Below are 16,414 nucleotides of genomic sequence, written 5' to 3'. Positions count from 1 at the left end.
TGATCAAAACGACTCTTTTTTCCAAAAACATAAAACCATTTCCAAGGGAAGTTCGTTACTATTAGTAGAGGTGGTGAAAAGGGTGCCGGCCTGAAAGTCGCAAAACCTATGAAAAGCCGTGGACCGAATTGAATGATACCAACAGACGAAGAGTTGATTTCAGAAATAAAAAGTGGAAGTCAGGCCGCGATGGAAGTGCTCGTCAAGAAGCATTACAAAACAGTGTTTGCCTACATATATCGAAAAATCGGAGACTACCATCTCGCATACGACCTTACACAGGACGTATTTGTCAAAGTGATTAAAGGTCTTGATCAGTATAAAAACGACGGAAAGTTTGCTCATTGGCTCCTACGAATTGCAGTGAATCATTGTAGGGACTACTTCAGGAGCGGGGCTTTTAAACAATCAAACATGCAAGATGAGCTTCATCCAACGATACCTGACCAAAACGAAAACGTGTGGGACATGCTCAGTAAAAAAGAGGATAGTGAAAACATTAAGGAGGCAATCAAAACGCTTCCGCTTATTCAGCGAGAAGCCATTGTTCTTAAGTATTATCATGAGCTGAAAATTAAGGAAATAGCAGAGGTAACGGAAGCGAAAGAGGCGACTGTTAAATCGAGACTCAAGCAAGGAGTCGACAAGCTAAAAGCGATGCTGAAAGGAGGGAACAAGGATGAAAAAAGACGTGAAGGGTAACGAATTTGGGGAACAGTGGAACGAAGACAATGGTGAGATTGAAGCTGAGCTTGAGCGCTTTTTGGTGAAGTATCCTGACGAAAGAGAGATTGAGGCTACGATACATACACTCCGTCAATATGTACCGGAAAAGGAGAAAGGAAATGCTCAACAAACGCCGTACTCACAACGTCTTGTGACCATTCTTAAACGCGCAACGAAAGAAGTCTCGATGATCAGTCCCTCTTATTGGGTGATTAGCATGCTGCTCTTTGCCTTTGGATATGTAATCACCAGCTCGTTTACAGAGAATCCGTTCATGATGTTCGTTGTTCTTGGGACACTGCCTTTTATTCTCGGAGTAACTGAAGTTGTAAAGGGCAGAGACCAAGGGATGATGGAACTGGAGATGAGTTGCAAGCACTCAGCGCAGGAAGTCATGCTATCCCGTCTCGTAGTGATCGGAAGTTACAATGTTTTGTTAAATAGCATTCTCATGATTGGGTTTGTTCCTATTGACTCACGTGTGACTCAGTGGGAGATGATTCTTGTATCTTTGACCGCACTTACGATTTTTGCATCGGTGTCGTTAGCAATTGTGATGAGAATGAGAGGAATTACAGGGACGTTGACCGTCATTTCGGCATGGGTTGTGACACTTGTGGTCTTGGGAAGCAATTACCCATGGATAGAGAAGTTCGTCCACGGTAGCTTTCTAATTCAGCTGGCTGTTCTTATTACAGCACTTTGCTTGCTTTTACTTCAAGTCAAACATATGATGGATCGTTTTTCTACAGTTAAGGGGGAAGAATACAATGAATTTGACCGTTGATCAGGTTTCAAAGACATATAGAGATAAAACAGCCGTGGATCGCTTTTCCGTAGAACTAAATGAAGGCGTGTATGCGTTACTTGGTCCAAATGGTTCAGGAAAGTCCACGCTTATGCGGATGCTTGCTTCCGTTTTAAAGCCGAGTTCTGGGAGGATTCTCCTTAATAATCGAGACATTGATACACTCGGTGAGGAATATCGTGACGTGCTCGGCTATATGCCTCAAGAGTTCGGTGTATATAACAGCTTTACGGCAGAGCGGTTCCTTCGTTATTTTGCCAGCTTGAAAGGGTTAGGTAAAAAAGAGGCAGAGGAGAAGGTCGATAAATTGCTAACGTTAGTGAATCTTCAAGAAGATAGAAAGCGAAAGGCAGGGAAATTCTCAGGTGGGATGAAACGAAGGCTAGGCATTGCCCAAGCCCTACTGAACGATCCGAAAATCTTAATTGTTGATGAGCCTACGGCGGGCCTAGATCCGAAAGAGCGTATACGCTTTAGAAACCTCTTGTCTGATATTTCGAAGGACCGGATTGTCCTGCTCTCTACTCATATTGTGTCGGATATCGAATTGGTTGCAAAAGAAGTATTACTTATGAAAGACGGGTTCCTTGTGAAGAAGAGTTCGGTTGATGAACTACTCAATGAGATGAAAGGGATGGTATGGCGAGTGTTCGTTGATGATGGAGAAGCCAAGAGCTTAACAGGTCGGCATCAAGTGAGCAATGTTCAACGAACTGGGGCAGGGACGACCCTAAGGGTGATTAGTGAAGAAAAGCCTCACACCCATGCGGAAAATGTGGATCCGATTTTGGAGGACGTGTATGTTCATTTCTTCGATGAGGGAGTAGAAGCGGATGTATAAACACGAATGTTTTAAGATCTTTTCCAAACCGAGTATTTATATTGTGTTTGCGCTTGTGGTTGGGTTTCTGGTGTGGGGAGAGCAAAATATGCGGCAGGAAGTGGTTTTCGACGATTCATACAACGACATGATGGAAGAGTGGGGAGGCTTCGTAACGGAAGAAAAACACGACCTTGCCCGGGAAAAAATGAGGCTTTCCGATGGGGGAGAAACAGTTGACTCTCTTCATCCCCTTGAAGGCAACGCTCACTTTTCCATTGCCGCAGCTTGGGGAAACAAAGTCGCTATGAAGGATCGCATTGCCACTCTTGAGGAAAAAAGAGAAGGACTTTCTCCTTCCAGCTATGAGTACCGATCGGCAGCAAAAGAAGAGAGTATGTTAGAGAAAGTTGGGGAAGTTCACGGTTTGTTTGTTGTCGACGGATGGAGAGGGATGTTTGACTTTCTTGAGCCGTTCTTCAGTGTGGTGCTTCTCACGATTTTTATTCTTGTCGGGCTTTCACCCGTGTTTGCCGATGAATATAGCAAAAGGACGACCGGACTGATCTTTGCAACAAAGCATGGAAGAAAAAAGCTTGTTACTGCGAAGCTATTGGCTGGTGCTACCTACATCTTAGCCATCTTTGTTTTATTGCATGGCATCAATACGTTTATTCATGTTGTGAACCTTGGCGGCCTTCAAGGGTGGAATGTGCCGATGCAGAGCCTGTGGAGTACTTTTGCTGACTGGTACAGTCCCTATGGTCAGTCGCCATTTTCGTGGAATGTACTAGAGTTTTGGTCAGCAACATTGACGGTGCAGTTCTTTGGAAGTCTTGTGTTTGGCGTGTTGGTACTTGTGATGTCTCAGCTAACGCGAAACGGGATGGTCGCCTTTTTTGTAAGTGGAACGGTTCTGGCTATTCCTTTTGTGATCAGACAACTTAACTTAGAGCGTGGTGTGATGGAATACGTGACAACATTCAGCTACATGGAACTGATCCGAACCGAACGCCTTTTTCAGACATTTGAAGCCTTTAACGTGTTCGGTTTTCCGGTTTTATATCATACCGCTCTAATCGTAGTCTTCTGCGTTATAACCGTCGTCATTTTAGTCCTTCTATATTGGAGTCATAGGCGCACGCAGGTAGCCGGATAAAAAGCTAAAGAAACCTCCCGGCGTATGTCGAAGGCAGTGAAAAAGTTAAAGATCAAACTTTTTCACTGCCTTCTATGTTCGGGAGGTTTTCGCTGTGGATATGAAGAATAGATAGTTGTGAAGAATTGGATGTCACACTTTACTATATTCAGCTAGCTTTGCTTTTTCGTAGGGTTATAGTTGCTCGATTCCTTCATTTCATTTCGAAGTTCCGAATCATGCATAATTCGAAGTACTGGGCGGCTAGCGAGCAGCAAACTTCCGCATAGGTAAAGAATCATTCCGACGATTTCCACCGAAGAGAAAAAGTTTAATATACTTCCGGTGACAAAGAAAAAACCAATCAACAAATCGTTGACCGTTGTAATGAGTTGATACCTTTTTCTAAAATACAACCTGAACCGGCCTGCTTTAATATCAAGATAGTCTTTTTTATCGGAAATATCAGGCATTGGTTACTCTCCTCTCCATAAGCATTCCTATTTTTTATCTTCCACAACGTTATAGGAAAGAAACGTCCTTTCCACAAAAAAAATCGAGATGAGGCGGGAATCAGATTGAAACGTTTCGGAGTCATGCTCGTGATGGTGAGTTTGTTAGGAACGGCGTGTAGTAAAGAAGCCCTATTAAGTGAACATGTGATAACGGCACGACATCACCTAGAAGAGATGGGGTTTGATGTTGAATCCATTTACGAAGAAGGCACTTACCAGGTTACGAAAGAGGATTGGGAATCCATTCATAGAGCTGTGCCACACGAAGAGATTTGGTCCGTGCAAGAAGGTGATGTAGACGATTACATGGGTAAAGTGCTTGCAACGGTGTCTGTAAGAGTGAAGAACCATCCCCTTGATGATGCCTACAACATAGGGCATACACGGGTAACGGTTTTATTGGATGAAGGACAGGTGATTGGGGGCTGGACCGTGCCTGTTTCTAAAGATCGTGATGTGATCGGAGGGGTATTTTCACTGAGTGGAAAATAAGTGATCTTGTAAAAGGGGACTTCCTTAGTCATGTAAGGAAATCCTCTTTTTGACTTTACCAATTGTGTTAAAATATAGAAAAACAGAAAAGGACCTCATCAATGTTTGACTCACAGATTGCATTTTTCGGATTTTGCGGCTTGATCATCTTTATTATTTTTGACTTGATTAAAAACAAGAAGCATAACGTTATTAGAAGAGTGATTATGTATAGTTTCATTGTTTACGTGTTAAAGGTGTTAGATGTGACGATTGGAATGATCTCCATACCTCCTCACGATTACGTCGGACACTATGGGTATTACCTGCAGCTCGTCCCTTTTTACTTTGTTGCAGATATCCTCGCGTATGAAACGGGAAGCTTTTTATTTTGGAATACGATAAGGCTGTCTTTTTTCAACTTTTTGTTATTAATTCCTCTAGGGGTGTACTTAGCTGTACTTTTTCGTGTCAACGGTCTAAAGCAAGCTACGACCATTGTCTTTATGAGCACATTATCGATTGAAATGGTGCAATTTTTCTTTTCCATCACCGGAATCAGCACGTATGGAAGAACATTTAATGTGGATGACTTGATTCTCAATACGATTGGGGGCGTTGTTGGATTTGTAGTTGCACGTTCACTAATCACCTTGTGGATGAGGAGGAACGCATGATGAACATATCTCGAGTTGGAACGGGACTTGTTGCTGGTGTGATCATTCTCTTAGCGGGGTTATTTCTAAACGCCGTACTTTTAACAGACATGGTACTGGTACTCTTTTTGACGAGTATTTTAGCAGTATTCGTAGCTAATAAGCTAGGTAAAAACGCCTTTATAGGTATTCTTGCGTACTTGATTTTCTATGTTGCTGTCGTCACCTATACTCGAAGCTTCGGAGACCCAGAAGAGCTACTGAAAATTGTAGAATTGTTGATTTATCAAGGGCTTGCAACCATTTTGACAACGTTTGTCCTTGCCATACTCATCAAGTAGGGAGGAAAAAGTGTGCGTTGGTATTGGTCTTTGGTTTCACTTGGCATCTTTTGTTTGACCTTTCTTCTCCTTTGGCTTGTACCGATGAGAGGAGATGTAGGTACCGGTTTTTTGGCCGTAGGTTTATCCTTGTCTTTTATTTTAGCTCTAGCTAGTGAGCGAGGACCGTTAAAGCTCCTAGCGCTCACGGTGGTGTTGAGTGTAGCGATGATTTACGGTGTGGTAGCTTTTTCTTTCATGTTTGGCTTGATCTAAACGATCGATGGGTGCAGGCAGCCTATCGATCTTTTTTTGGAAAGTGGACGCATCCGATCGAACTCGTGTGCGTCTATACGTATGAAGAGAAGGCACCGAACTTTTCAGTGCCTTCTGAAAAAAGGAGGTGGCTTAATGACGGACCAAGACTTGATAAACAACATCCTATCAGGGGATGAAGAAGCTATTGAAATTCTTCATGAACGATATGTGGATCGTATTTATACATACATAAAAGCACAAACGAACAACCACCATGATGCGGAAGAATTACTCCAGGATGTGTTCTTTAAAGTGGCAAAGCAGCTCGATCGATTTGAAGGCCGTGCTTCTTTTAAAACATGGTTACTTACCATTACGCGAAAAGCGGAGCCTTGCACTCTCCTGACGAAAGGATATACTCATTGTTTATCTACATTATTTAAAGTGGTACGAAAAGGTGTAGATGTTTTGAACATTCGACCATACGAAACTAAAGACGAAACGGGTTGGCTTAGATGCAGAGTGCTATCCTTTTTAGACAATGCATGCTTTGGCAATGTCCTAACAAACAAACGTCCCGGACAATTCCGTCCAGGGCGTGCTTTTATCTTAACGAGAGGTGTCTAAATCGGATCGATTCTGCCAGTGTGGGCTTGATTGAAACATGTCCAAAAGACAATCCAAGTTTTACTGTGGCTTGGGCAATTTCCGGGCGCAAACCAGAGAGTGTAGTCGTTACACCGACCAGCTTTAAAGCATCGATCAAGTCCATTAACTCACTTGCAACGACTTCATCAATGGTGACAACACCTGATAAATCCATTAACAGATGGTTGACTCCTTGACTTGCGCACTGCTGGAGGGTTTTCTCCATAATGATTTTTGAGCGGGAAGAGTCGATATCCCCTACAAGAGGCAACAAGGCAACTTCTTCATTCAGTGTAATTACAGGAGAACTTAACTCACTTATGACCTTCTTTTGACTCTCGATTTGTTCTTGCTCGTATTTCGTATGCTCGGCAACGAACCAAACCGTGATTTTACTGAACATTCGATCCAAGACTCTGAACCATTTTACAACTTCTTGAATTGTATATTCTTCGTTCGTCTCGCTTACGAATTCCTCAATCAGTCGGCTGTATTGTTCTTGTGTTCGATTGAACTCTCCGAGAATCAAGTGAATCGGAGTTCTCAAATGTTCTTCATCTTGAGCGATTTCAAGGATCCAATCTTCTAAACTATTAAGGAAGCTCTGTTCATCCTGCTTAAAAACCTCGAAAAAACGCTTATGAAAGTCATTGTTTTGCCTTTTTATTGTATTCACAACATCCGGATTGTTGGATGCGTATACTCCATCCGTACTGTTTTTGTGGGCTATTTCAAACCATTCGTCAGTAAGGCGCTGTACATTGCTTAGTAAAAAGTCGTATAATTCACTGTCTTTATGCATAATGGCCTCCTTCTATAAAACCCTTTCCATCTATAGACAATTTTACTTCACTAAAGAGGGTTTGTCGATTTTTAAATTACTTTCATTTCTTTGCCCATGTTGGGGACTGATAAAACATTGACTACGTTTACTATTGTGAGCATTTGGATAAATAAACCAATTTGTTAGGTCCTTTTATCATGAGTGAATGTTTCAAGTTCCCACAATTGTACAATGGTTCATTTTATCTAGTACAATAGATATACAAGAAGTATGAAGAAATGTGGAGTGTGAACATGACCAAACGTAAAAATACGATCATGCTAGGATTTTCACTGTTTGTAGCTGTTTTGTCGTTGATTGTCCATTATTTACATCGAGAAGTAGGGTTGGTGGATTCATACGTATTTATGTTGAATGGTGGAGCCGTGCAGACTCAATCCCTTTTAGCATTAAACCTCTTATTCTTTTTACCCATCGTCCTATTACTTGCATTGTTTATTGTTTTTCAAATAAATCGAACACACCAAGCCATTCCCTACTTGGTTATGCTTGTGCTCACGTATTCAAGTATTTCCATTATTGCGGGAGGACAAGGATTGGTTGAATATCACTTCTCGATCTTTATGGTGTTGGCTAGTCTTGCTTACTATGAAAATATCAAAATTATACTCATTAGTACAATGATCTTCGCTTTTCAACATATCGTTGGATATCTGGCCTTTCCGGAACTTCTCTGTGGCACAAGCAGTTATCCTTTTGCATTATTTATGGTCCATGTGGTGTTTTTGCTCGCAACAAGCGGTGTCATCTTGGTACAAATTGTTGCTCGTACAAAAACGAATCGTGAATTCCAACAAGCTTCAGCTAAGCAAATGGCCTTACTTGACCAAATAACGGCACGTGTCTCCGAGAGTTCGTCTTATGTGCTCACAAATATTACGGAACTTGCTCATGGGGCAAAAGAATCTACAGCTGCGACGGAACACATTGCCTCATCTGTACAAGAACTAGTTGGCGGTGCAGAAAGTCAGCTTGCTGAATCGAGAAGAGGTAACCAATTAATTGATCATGTTTCAGATGCGGTCGCTAAAATCATTGATCAATCCAAAGCAGTCACACAAGCCTCGAAGGAAACCGTCGATTATGTAAAAGAAGGAACCGATCGAATGAATGAGACGGAAAGGCAGATGGCCGTCATTGCCACTGAGTTCGATACTATGAAAAAAGGTACAGCGGACATGCTGAAGCAAACGGATGCCATTCAAGAGACGGTTTCCCTTATTACTTCGATCTCGGATCAAACCAATTTACTCGCACTTAACGCAGCCATTGAAGCAGCTAGAGCAGGAGAAGCAGGTCGTGGGTTTGCCGTTGTGGCAAACGAAGTACGAAAGCTTGCCGATCAATCGAAGACATATGCAGAAACCATTAGGAATGTGCTGTCGGATTTAACGACCCATACAAAGAACATATCCCATATGATGGAAAACGGGAACGCTCAAGTTTCAAAAGGAATCTCCTTTGTAAGTGAAACAAAATACGTCTTCAAAGACATTTCAACGGAAATTTCAAGCGTGAACGGACGAGCGATAGAGACGTTCTCCTCAGCAAAAGGGATAGGAGAGAAAATGGAGGAAATCAATCGATCTCTCACCTCAATGATTGCGATTACCGAGGCAAATAAAGAAAATACGAACGCCATGTCTCAAACATCCGAAGAACAACTGGCGATGATGTCTCAGTTCAGTTACATTGCTGAATCAGTAAAAGACATGACCGATGAGTTGAACGTCCAAATCGAATCCCTCTCAACAAGCAGGAAATAAACCAACGGAAGGCGAAGCAATCCTCAAATAAACACAGGAATAGGAAATTCTTTGTATAGGAGAGCCTATTCAGAAAAATATATAACAACTATCACTGTTTATTGGGGGAGTGCAGATGCAAGTCAGGTTGGAAATTAGCTATAAAACACCAAAAGGAATTGAAACGACGTTTAGTTCAGCTAATCTTCGTGTAGAAGAGGCTCTTTTACTGGCGGGTGATCTGGAGAGAATAGGAAGAGTGAAATCCATGAGCTTCATTGATCACCGTGAGCAAACGTGGACATTGAAACAGCTGAAAAAGTTGGTCGAAGAAATTGAAACAGAGCCCCATCATATCACGGTTTATTTTGATGGTGGTTTTGATGTTCAAACAAAGTCAAGCGGACTCGGGTGTGCTATTTATTTCGAGAAAAACAAAAAGGCCTTTCGACTAAGAAAAAACAAAGCCGTCACTTCCCTTGAATCTAACAACGAAGCAGAGTATGCAGCGCTTTTTTTAGCAGTCGAGGAGCTTGAAGATCTCGGTGTTCATCATTTACCTGTCACGTTCGTAGGTGATTCTCAAGTTGTCATCAATCAGCTGAGTGGAGAATGGCCGTGTATGGAAAAGGCCCTTAACACGTGGGCGGATCGTATTGAAGAAAAAATGAAGGAGTTAGGCATTGATCCTCACTACGAAGTGGTATCTCGAAAAAAGAATCAAGAGGCCGACCACCTCGCATCGCAGGCACTAAAAGGAGTCGATGTGAGGAGTATGATTGAGTTGGATAAAATATGAAAATCAGAAGAAAAAGTAAAATGAGAAGAGGCTGGGACAGAAGTGTTAACGATGAATGAAAATCCGAACAATGGTGTGCGGTGCTAATACACCGCTACTGAAATATACTTCGCTTTCCGCGGGAAGCGGCTGAGCCTCCTCGGGCTTTGCCCTCCGGGGTCTCATCTTCGCTTTTCATCCCGCAGGAGTCTACGTATATTTCATCCGCTCTACTAGCAAATTCTTCGGATTAAACTCTAAACACTTTCTATATTTCCCAGTCTTTTTTATACGCTGTTTTCGGAAGTATTGTTGCTTTTATATAAGAAAAATTGAAGCAGAAGGGCTCGAGACTCCTGTGGCAGTGCAAGACCCCACAGGGCGCAGCCCGAGGAGGCTTGCTAGCACCGCCACGGAAAGCGAAGGGTCCGTATGCTTCATCAACACTAAGTGATGAAGAAAATAATAAAAAAGCAACAATCTATACGAAAACAGCCTTTTTATAGTAAGTCCTGTGGTCCTGTTAATTCTTCTCTAAATGTCCTTTATCACCTGAATCTTTCGCTCATATTTCCTGTATCGCTTAAAAAAGTGAGGCTTTCCCTTCTTTTCAAAATCCCGATTCCACTTAAACATGCTACGAAAGAGAGCAAACGTTGGTTTATAGTGAGATGTTTCCAAACCGAGTTTTTGTCTCATGTATCGCTTGACGATCCGATACGTCCGAACACGATATGGTGGATCGAGAAAAAGAATCACATCAGCCCGCTCGAAGCTTTCATCTACCCACCGTTGGTAATGCACTCCCTCTACGATCCACAGTTCCCCTTGTACAATTTCCCCTAGACGTTTGACTCGTTCCCCTTCTGAGCGTCTTCGGTCTCCCGATGGATGCCTCTCCCAAACCACATTATCAAGCTCAAAATAGGGAATTCCAGTCTCCTTTGCGAGCCTTCTTGCAAGTGTTGTTTTGCCGCTTCCAACGGAACCGATTATATGGATTTTTTTGTGTCCGGTCTTGATTTGGGCCTTCTTTTCTCTTTTCATGTTCACGGCTCCTTTGAAAGAGTATATCCCATAATATACCACTAACATGTCGATCTTTCTGATTTTTCTCCACAAAATCCGCCAATTGAAAAGGGTTTCATAGTATAATCATGGGTGTATAACAATCGGAATTTTTACAAGTGGACGAGGAGTGTTGACTGTGAAGGAATTCAAAGAGAGCATGTACAACCTGATAGTTGAAACATCAACAAATTTACCACACGATGTGAGACGAGCCATTGACCAGGCAATACAAAAGGAGAATGCCGGGACGAGAGCCGCTCTTTCTTTAGCAACAATCACACAAAATATTGGCATGGCCGATGATCACGTATTGCCAATTTGTCAAGACACGGGGATGCTGACGTTTGAGGTAAAAGTCCCTGTTGGTGCCAACCAAATTGAAATGAAAAAGCATATTCATGAAGCTGTAAAGCAAGCAACGACTGACGGGAAACTCCGTCCGAACTCTGTTGATTCTCTTACAGGTGAAAATAGCGGGGACAACATTGGAGAAGGTACGCCAATCATTCATTTTACTCAATGGGAAAAAGACGAAATTGACGTTCGCCTCATTATGAAAGGTGGCGGATGTGAAAATAAAAACATTCAATACAGTCTTCCGGCGGAAATCGAAGGACTTGGACGCGCCGGTCGTGATCTTGATGGCATCCGAAAATGTATTCTTCATTCTGTCTATCAAGCACAAGGACAAGGGTGTAGCGCGGGCTTTATCGGAGTAGGTATTGGTGGAGACCGTATCTCAAGCTATGCATTGGCAAAAGAACAGTTGTTCAGAAAGGTCGATGACGTAAATCCGAACGAAGACTTGGCGAACCTTGAAGATTATGTGCTTGAAAAAGCGAACACGCTCGGGATCGGCACAATGGGCTTTGGTGGAGAAGCGACGTTGCTTGGCTGTAAAATCGGAGCAGGTAACCGTCTCCCAGCAAGCTTCTTCGTCTCTGTGGCATACAACTGTTGGGCATTCCGTCGTTTAGGTGTGACTCTGGACGCTGAAAATGGTGCCATTCAGAGCTGGTTATACAAAGACGGAGATAAAGTCACGTTTGCAGAAGAGGAAGTGGCGGCCACTTCTGAAGAGACAATCGATGAGGCTCCTCGTGAAGTGGTCCTTGAAGCACCAATAACGGAAGAACAAATTCGCGAGCTTAAAGTAGGGGATGTGGCTGTGATCAACGGTATCATGCATACCGGTCGTGATGCCATTCACCACCACTTGATGGAAAACGACGCTCCGATCGATCTAAATGGACAAGTGATTTATCACTGTGGACCGGTTATGTTAAAAGACGGAGACGGAAATTGGCATGTAAAAGCCGCAGGACCAACGACCAGTATTCGTGAAGAGCCTTACCAAGGAGATATTATGAAAAAGTTTGGCATCCGCGCTGTAATCGGTAAAGGCGGAATGGGGCCAAAAACATTGAATGCGTTAGGAGAACACGGTGGCGTTTACTTAAATGCGATCGGTGGCGCAGCCCAATATTACGCCGATTGTATTAAAGGTGTGGAAGGCGTCGACCTGATGGAATTCGGTATTCCTGAGGCGATGTGGCACCTTCGTGTGGAAGGATTCCGCGCTATTGTTACGATGGATTCTCATGGAAACAGCTTGCACAAAGATGTGGAGAAGACATCGCTTGAGCGTTTGAGCCAGTATAAAGAAAGAGTGTACTAAAAAGAGGTCGGTCGTGTGCCCCAGATAGGGTGGACGGCCGTTTTTTTGTTTTAAACAGGTTAGCGCAGCGCACACTCGCCCCTCCAAACCCCACTTCCACACGAAACACTTACTCATACATAAAACCCTGCCTCCCAACGAAAACTACCGAAAAACAAGTCACAAAAAGGAGGCGGCTACCCATGAACCTGAAAAAGATTCTCATAACCGTCACAACGGCCATTCTCATGATCACTGTTATGGCTACATCCGTGCATGCCTATAGTACCCAGGTCCATCATTGGAATTTCAAGCCTAAAGAAAACAACGAACCGCCATCCACAGAGCCCCATTATGAAGCGCTTCTTGAAAAGTATGGTGGATTTTATATCGGGGATACATCAAAAAAAGAGATTTATCTCACATTTGATAACGGATATGAAAATGGCTACACGAGAAAAGTGCTCGACGTCCTAAAAGAAAAAGAGGTGCCAGCAACCTTTTTCGTAACCGGTCACTACCTAGATACGGAACGTGAGCTCATCAAGCGTATGGTGAACGAAGGCCATATCGTCGGTAACCACTCCTATCATCATCCGAGCTTACCGGAAGTGGACGACGCACGTGTGAAACGAGAGCTGGATAACCTCAAAACACTTTACACTGAGGTAACAGGAGACAGCCGTATGCAATACTTAAGACCACCAAGAGGGACATTTAGCGAGCGATCCCTCGCTCTCTCCCAACAGTTGGGCTACACAAATGTCTTTTGGTCATTCGCCTATGTAGACTGGGAAGTAAACAAGCAAAAAGGATGGAAATACGCGTATGATTCAATCATGAGGCGCATCCATCCAGGTGCAATCATGCTTCTCCACTCCGTATCCAGTGACAATGCCGAAGCTTTGCCAAAAGTGATTGACGACCTTCGCGCTCAAGGGTACGAATTCAAAAGCCTTGACGACTACGCTGGAAAAGCCCAAGTTACACCGTTTAAAGCGGACTAAGATGTCCAAAATACTAGCCTTGAGTATCGCAAGGACAAATGAAGACAACACGAAAAAAACCTGCTGTGGTCCCTCCACAACAGGTTTTTCATATTCTGTTTAGTTTGAAAATCCGACCTCCGCTAAGCCGGTAGCGATCTCTTCAAGAGTGGAGACGTCCGTTACATCAAAGCAAATCGCCTCTTTGCTTCGCACAATCAAGACCCCAAGAATGTTTTCGTTCGCATCTTTTATAGGGAACTTCAATTCCGCATTGGACTCCCAACTCAAATCGCGACCTTCTTCCGACGCCGCCATCAAACGGGCATCTTCTTCGCCTTCTACGCAATAAACGCCGGCCCAGTCAATGTACGACACGTTTTCTACTAGCGTATCCACTGTTTTTTTCAGGATCGCATCCAGGCTTTTCTTTTTGTAAATATCAGCCATAATTTCTAATGAAGCTACATCTGTTGCAATAGACACTTGTAATCTCTCCCTCTTTTTTATCTACCTCCCGAGTGTATCAAATTATCTCGGCTTTTCGGGGTGGGAAGTTAAGGAAGAGAACGGGTTATGATATGATGAAGAGAACGATGAAAGGCGGTGGATCAATGGATACAACCGTTCAGATTGAAGGCCCTTACAATTTCGACCAAGCATTGAAACGATTGGCATTCGACCCGCTCATTCAAACGGATCGTGAAAAAAGAACGTTAAAATTGCCTATACTAGTTAACGACCAACCTGTTGTTGTCACGCTACAAGCCACAGGGTCAACAGAAAACCCAAGTTTTCACCTTACAACCCACCAAAACGAAGACAAAGATGCTATACTAACGAAGGTTTATGAAATTATGCACTTTCACGTGCCCTTAAAGCAAGTCACAGATCACTACCAGGACACCGATCTTTACCCACTCATGAAAGAGCACGAAGGCACCCCCTTCATCACAGACTTCCAACCATACGGCTGCCTCATGAAAACGATCATCCACCAGCAACTGAACATGAAGTTTGCCACCACACTAACCGAACGCTTCGTCAAAACGTTCGGCTATGAAAAAGAAGGAGCTTGGTTCTATCCAAGTCCCCAAACCGTGAGCAAACTCCACGTGGACGAGCTAAGGCAACTTCAATTTAGCCTAAGAAAAGCGGAGTATGTGATTCAGACATCAGAGAAAATCGCAGCGGGCAACCTCGACCTAGAGCAAATTCGCCTCAAAAGGGAAGACCAAATCGTCGAAGAGCTGATCACCCTTCGTGGCATAGGCCGCTGGACAGCAGAAAACTTCATGATGTTCGGGCTCGGAAGAATGGATTTGTTCCCGGCACAAGATATTGGCGTTCAAAACGCCCTGAAGCAGTTTTATAATCTAGACCAAAAACCTTCCCTTGAATGGATGGGAAAAAAATCATCAGACTGGTCTCCATACCGAAGCTACGCCACCCTTTACTTGTGGAATAGCCTTGAGAACGGGATCATCGTCTAAACGGAGGACTTTGTAGATGCAAAAGCAATACAACAAAAAACAAACAGAATTAAACATGAAAGTGGGACAGCGTTTTCCACTCACAATAAAAAGGCTCGGTATTGACGGCGAGGGTGTTGGCTATTTTAAGCGCCAAGTCGTCTTTGTTCGCGGCGCATTGCCCGGGGAAGAAATTGTGTGCGAAGTCACAAAAGTGCACCGTAAATTCGCGGAAGGACAAATTCGCAAAATCCGAAAACCATCCGAGGATCGAACGAAAGCACCATGTGTCTACTACGACCGCTGCGGTGGCTGTCAGCTTCAGCACCTTACGTACGAAGGACAGCTAAAAGAAAAGAAAGACATCGTTCGTCAAGCGTTTGAACGATATACAAAACTGAATCTCGACAAGCTTTCATTCGGTGACACGGTCGGCATGGAAGACCCTTGGCGTTACCGAAACAAAAGCCAAATGCAAGTGGGAAATGCCGATGCCAGTCTCATCACCGGCCTTTTCCAAACAGACAGTCATCACTTAATCGATATCGAAAAATGTATCGTTCAACATCCCAAAACCGATGAAGTGACTCGTACAGTGAAGACGATTTTAGAAGAACTGAACATTCCTGCTTACAACGAGCGAAAACGAAAGGGCGTTGTACGTACCATCGTCACTCGTGTCGGCTTTGAAACAGGAGAAGTCCAGTTGGTGCTCGTTACAGCAACAAGAGACTTACCAAAAGCGGATTTAATAGTCGAGCGAGTAAATCAGAGGTTACCGTTTATCAAGTCGATCGTCCAAAACGTCAACTCCCGTAAAACGTCCGTCATCTTTGGAGATGAAACGCGCGTTCTTGACGGCAAAGAGAAGATCCGCGAAACGTTAGGTGAACTGAACTTTAACCTGTCTGCACAAGCGTTCTTCCAACTCAATCCCGTTCAAACACGAAAGCTGTACGATTTAGCAAAAGCAGCAGCAGAGCTTACTGGAACTGAGCGCGTCGTCGATGCTTATTGCGGAGTAGGTACGATCGGTCTATGGATGGCCGACAAAGCCAAAGAACTTCGAGGCATGGACATTACCCAAGCGTCCATCGATGATGCAAGGATAAATGCTGAACAACTCGGATACGACAATGCCGAATTTGAAACAGGTAAAGCAGAAGACGTCTTGCCTCGCTGGGCGAAAGAAGGCTGGAAACCAGATGTCCTCCTTGTAGACCCACCAAGAAGCGGTCTAGATGAGAGCCTTTTAAACACGATCGGTCGCGTGAAACCGAAGCGTCTCGTTTACGTCTCTTGTAACCCATCGACATTAGCTAAAAATACGAACGAACTTGTTAATTCCGGTTACAAATTAGAATCCCTTCAACCCGTTGATATGTTCCCTCAAACCGCACAAGTGGAATGTGTAGCGAGGTTTACTTTAAAATAAACGGCACTAGTGACCCAAAAGGCACATGAAAGGCACTGAAAGAAGTTTTGATTGTAACTTTTTCCG

19 protein-coding genes are annotated in these 16,414 nt (G+C 43.5%); 15 read left to right on the top strand and 4 right to left on the bottom strand.

Features of this window, described 5'->3' with window-relative positions; translation table 11 throughout:
• The first annotated feature begins 132 nt into the window (after positions 1–132).
• The 4 genes from G476_RS0115465 to G476_RS0115450 are packed head-to-tail and all read left to right on the top strand — an operon-like array spanning position 133 to position 3,513.
• Positions 133–702 (top strand): sigma-70 family RNA polymerase sigma factor, encoded by a 570-nt coding sequence (locus tag G476_RS0115465; RefSeq protein WP_026690891.1) that lies wholly within the window; start codon positions 133–135, stop codon positions 700–702.
• On the top strand, positions 680–1,513 hold the full coding sequence (locus G476_RS0115460; RefSeq protein WP_026690890.1) for a hypothetical protein: 834 nt from the start codon (positions 680–682) through the stop codon (positions 1,511–1,513). Before G476_RS0115465 ends, G476_RS0115460 begins: the two co-directional genes overlap by 23 nt.
• A complete protein-coding gene (locus tag G476_RS0115455) occupies positions 1,497–2,375 on the top strand; it encodes an ABC transporter ATP-binding protein (protein WP_026690889.1) in 879 nt (292 codons plus the stop codon). Before G476_RS0115460 ends, G476_RS0115455 begins: the two co-directional genes overlap by 17 nt.
• Positions 2,368–3,513, top strand: coding sequence for an ABC transporter permease subunit (locus G476_RS0115450; protein ID WP_026690888.1), 1,146 nt, complete (start codon positions 2,368–2,370; stop codon positions 3,511–3,513). The genes G476_RS0115455 and G476_RS0115450 overlap by 8 nt, the downstream gene beginning before the upstream one ends.
• Before the next feature lie 152 nt (positions 3,514–3,665).
• Here the strand turns inward: G476_RS0115450 and G476_RS22195 are convergent, their stop codons facing one another.
• Positions 3,666–3,965 (bottom strand): YrhK family protein, encoded by a 300-nt coding sequence (locus G476_RS22195; protein ID WP_035187175.1) that lies wholly within the window; start codon positions 3,963–3,965, stop codon positions 3,666–3,668.
• Positions 3,966–4,070: 105 nt separating this feature from the next.
• Here G476_RS22195 and G476_RS0115440 point away from each other — a divergent pair, with 105 nt between their 5' ends.
• From G476_RS0115440 to G476_RS23870, 5 genes are all read left to right on the top strand, one after another.
• Complete coding sequence (locus tag G476_RS0115440; RefSeq protein ID WP_026690887.1) at positions 4,071–4,499, top strand: hypothetical protein; 429 nt, start codon at positions 4,071–4,073, stop codon at positions 4,497–4,499.
• 101 nt (positions 4,500–4,600) lie between these two features.
• Positions 4,601–5,155, top strand: a complete 555-nt coding sequence (locus tag G476_RS23340) for a VanZ family protein (RefSeq protein WP_084405797.1) — start codon at positions 4,601–4,603, stop codon at positions 5,153–5,155.
• Positions 5,152–5,475, top strand: a complete 324-nt coding sequence (locus G476_RS0115430; protein ID WP_156906605.1) for a hypothetical protein — start codon at positions 5,152–5,154, stop codon at positions 5,473–5,475. The genes G476_RS23340 and G476_RS0115430 overlap by 4 nt, the downstream gene beginning before the upstream one ends.
• 12 nt (positions 5,476–5,487) lie before the next feature.
• Entirely contained in the window at positions 5,488–5,730 is a 243-nt protein-coding gene (locus tag G476_RS0115425; RefSeq protein ID WP_026690885.1) for a hypothetical protein, read from the top strand.
• Positions 5,731–5,865: 135 nt separating this feature from the next.
• Positions 5,866–6,339, top strand: coding sequence for an RNA polymerase sigma factor (locus tag G476_RS23870; RefSeq protein WP_051314870.1), 474 nt, complete (start codon positions 5,866–5,868; stop codon positions 6,337–6,339).
• Here the strand turns inward: G476_RS23870 and G476_RS0115415 are convergent.
• On the bottom strand, positions 6,317–7,162 hold the full coding sequence (locus G476_RS0115415) for an STAS domain-containing protein (RefSeq protein WP_026690884.1): 846 nt from the start codon (positions 7,160–7,162) through the stop codon (positions 6,317–6,319). The genes G476_RS23870 and G476_RS0115415 overlap by 23 nt on opposite strands.
• Positions 7,163–7,437: 275 nt before the next feature.
• Here G476_RS0115415 and G476_RS0115410 point away from each other — a divergent pair, with 275 nt between their 5' ends.
• Both G476_RS0115410 and G476_RS0115405 read left to right on the top strand, forming a co-directional pair.
• The gene (locus G476_RS0115410) at positions 7,438–8,970 is read left to right on the top strand and encodes a methyl-accepting chemotaxis protein (RefSeq protein ID WP_026690883.1); all 1,533 of its coding nucleotides are present in this window, start codon (positions 7,438–7,440) and stop codon (positions 8,968–8,970) included.
• Between the two features lie 115 nt (positions 8,971–9,085).
• Positions 9,086–9,748 (top strand): ribonuclease H family protein, encoded by a 663-nt coding sequence (locus G476_RS0115405; RefSeq protein ID WP_026690882.1) that lies wholly within the window; start codon positions 9,086–9,088, stop codon positions 9,746–9,748.
• 513 nt (positions 9,749–10,261) lie between these two features.
• On the opposite strand, the gene G476_RS0115395 is transcribed toward G476_RS0115405, so the two are convergent.
• Positions 10,262–10,774 carry an AAA family ATPase gene (locus G476_RS0115395; RefSeq protein ID WP_051314869.1) on the bottom strand — a complete coding sequence of 171 codons (513 nt, stop codon included), beginning with the start codon at positions 10,772–10,774 and terminating at the stop codon, positions 10,262–10,264.
• 181 nt (positions 10,775–10,955) lie between these two features.
• Between G476_RS0115395 and G476_RS0115390 the strand changes: the two genes are divergently transcribed.
• A complete protein-coding gene (locus G476_RS0115390) occupies positions 10,956–12,476 on the top strand; it encodes a fumarate hydratase (protein WP_425387237.1) in 1,521 nt (506 codons plus the stop codon).
• A 188-nt stretch (positions 12,477–12,664) separates the two neighbouring features.
• Positions 12,665–13,462: a delta-lactam-biosynthetic de-N-acetylase gene (pdaA, locus tag G476_RS0115385; protein WP_026690879.1), complete on the top strand. Its 798-nt coding sequence runs from the start codon at positions 12,665–12,667 to the stop codon at positions 13,460–13,462.
• Between the two features lie 99 nt (positions 13,463–13,561).
• Here pdaA and G476_RS0115380 read toward each other — a convergent pair whose 3' ends face one another.
• Positions 13,562–13,927: a hypothetical protein gene (locus G476_RS0115380; RefSeq protein ID WP_026690878.1), complete on the bottom strand. Its 366-nt coding sequence runs from the start codon at positions 13,925–13,927 to the stop codon at positions 13,562–13,564.
• A gap of 95 nt (positions 13,928–14,022) precedes the next feature.
• Here G476_RS0115380 and G476_RS0115375 point away from each other — a divergent pair, with 95 nt between their 5' ends.
• Positions 14,023–14,934 (top strand): DNA-3-methyladenine glycosylase family protein, encoded by a 912-nt coding sequence (locus G476_RS0115375; RefSeq protein WP_245579683.1) that lies wholly within the window; start codon positions 14,023–14,025, stop codon positions 14,932–14,934.
• A gap of 16 nt (positions 14,935–14,950) precedes the next feature.
• On the top strand, positions 14,951–16,348 hold the full coding sequence (gene rlmD, locus G476_RS0115370; RefSeq protein WP_026690876.1) for a 23S rRNA (uracil(1939)-C(5))-methyltransferase RlmD: 1,398 nt from the start codon (positions 14,951–14,953) through the stop codon (positions 16,346–16,348).
• Positions 16,349–16,414: the final 66 nt, after the last annotated feature.

The organism is Alteribacter aurantiacus DSM 18675, from assembly GCF_000429705.1.
Lineage (GTDB): Bacteria > Bacillota > Bacilli > Bacillales > Salisediminibacteriaceae > Alteribacter > Alteribacter aurantiacus.
Note: the sequence above shows the minus strand (reverse complement) of the source record. Positions and strands in the feature narration are given on the sequence as shown.

Coding starts and splice junctions, on each gene's coding strand:
- G476_RS0115465 (WP_026690891.1), top strand. CDS start 133: ATGATACCAACAGACGAAGAGTTGATTTCAGAAATAAAAAGTGGAAGT.
- G476_RS0115460 (WP_026690890.1), top strand. CDS start 680: ATGAAAAAAGACGTGAAGGGTAACGAATTTGGGGAACAGTGGAACGAA.
- G476_RS0115455 (WP_026690889.1), top strand. CDS start 1,497: ATGAATTTGACCGTTGATCAGGTTTCAAAGACATATAGAGATAAAACA.
- G476_RS0115450 (WP_026690888.1), top strand. CDS start 2,368: ATGTATAAACACGAATGTTTTAAGATCTTTTCCAAACCGAGTATTTAT.
- G476_RS22195 (WP_035187175.1), bottom strand. CDS start 3,965: ATGCCTGATATTTCCGATAAAAAAGACTATCTTGATATTAAAGCAGGC.
- G476_RS23340 (WP_084405797.1), top strand. CDS start 4,601: ATGTTTGACTCACAGATTGCATTTTTCGGATTTTGCGGCTTGATCATC.
- G476_RS0115430 (WP_156906605.1), top strand. CDS start 5,152: ATGATGAACATATCTCGAGTTGGAACGGGACTTGTTGCTGGTGTGATC.
- G476_RS23870 (WP_051314870.1), top strand. CDS start 5,866: ATGACGGACCAAGACTTGATAAACAACATCCTATCAGGGGATGAAGAA.
- G476_RS0115415 (WP_026690884.1), bottom strand. CDS start 7,162: ATGCATAAAGACAGTGAATTATACGACTTTTTACTAAGCAATGTACAG.
- G476_RS0115410 (WP_026690883.1), top strand. CDS start 7,438: ATGACCAAACGTAAAAATACGATCATGCTAGGATTTTCACTGTTTGTA.
- G476_RS0115405 (WP_026690882.1), top strand. CDS start 9,086: ATGCAAGTCAGGTTGGAAATTAGCTATAAAACACCAAAAGGAATTGAA.
- G476_RS0115395 (WP_051314869.1), bottom strand. CDS start 10,774: ATGAAAAGAGAAAAGAAGGCCCAAATCAAGACCGGACACAAAAAAATC.
- G476_RS0115390 (WP_425387237.1), top strand. CDS start 10,956: ATGTACAACCTGATAGTTGAAACATCAACAAATTTACCACACGATGTG.
- G476_RS0115375 (WP_245579683.1), top strand. CDS start 14,023: ATGATGAAGAGAACGATGAAAGGCGGTGGATCAATGGATACAACCGTT.
- rlmD (WP_026690876.1), top strand. CDS start 14,951: ATGCAAAAGCAATACAACAAAAAACAAACAGAATTAAACATGAAAGTG.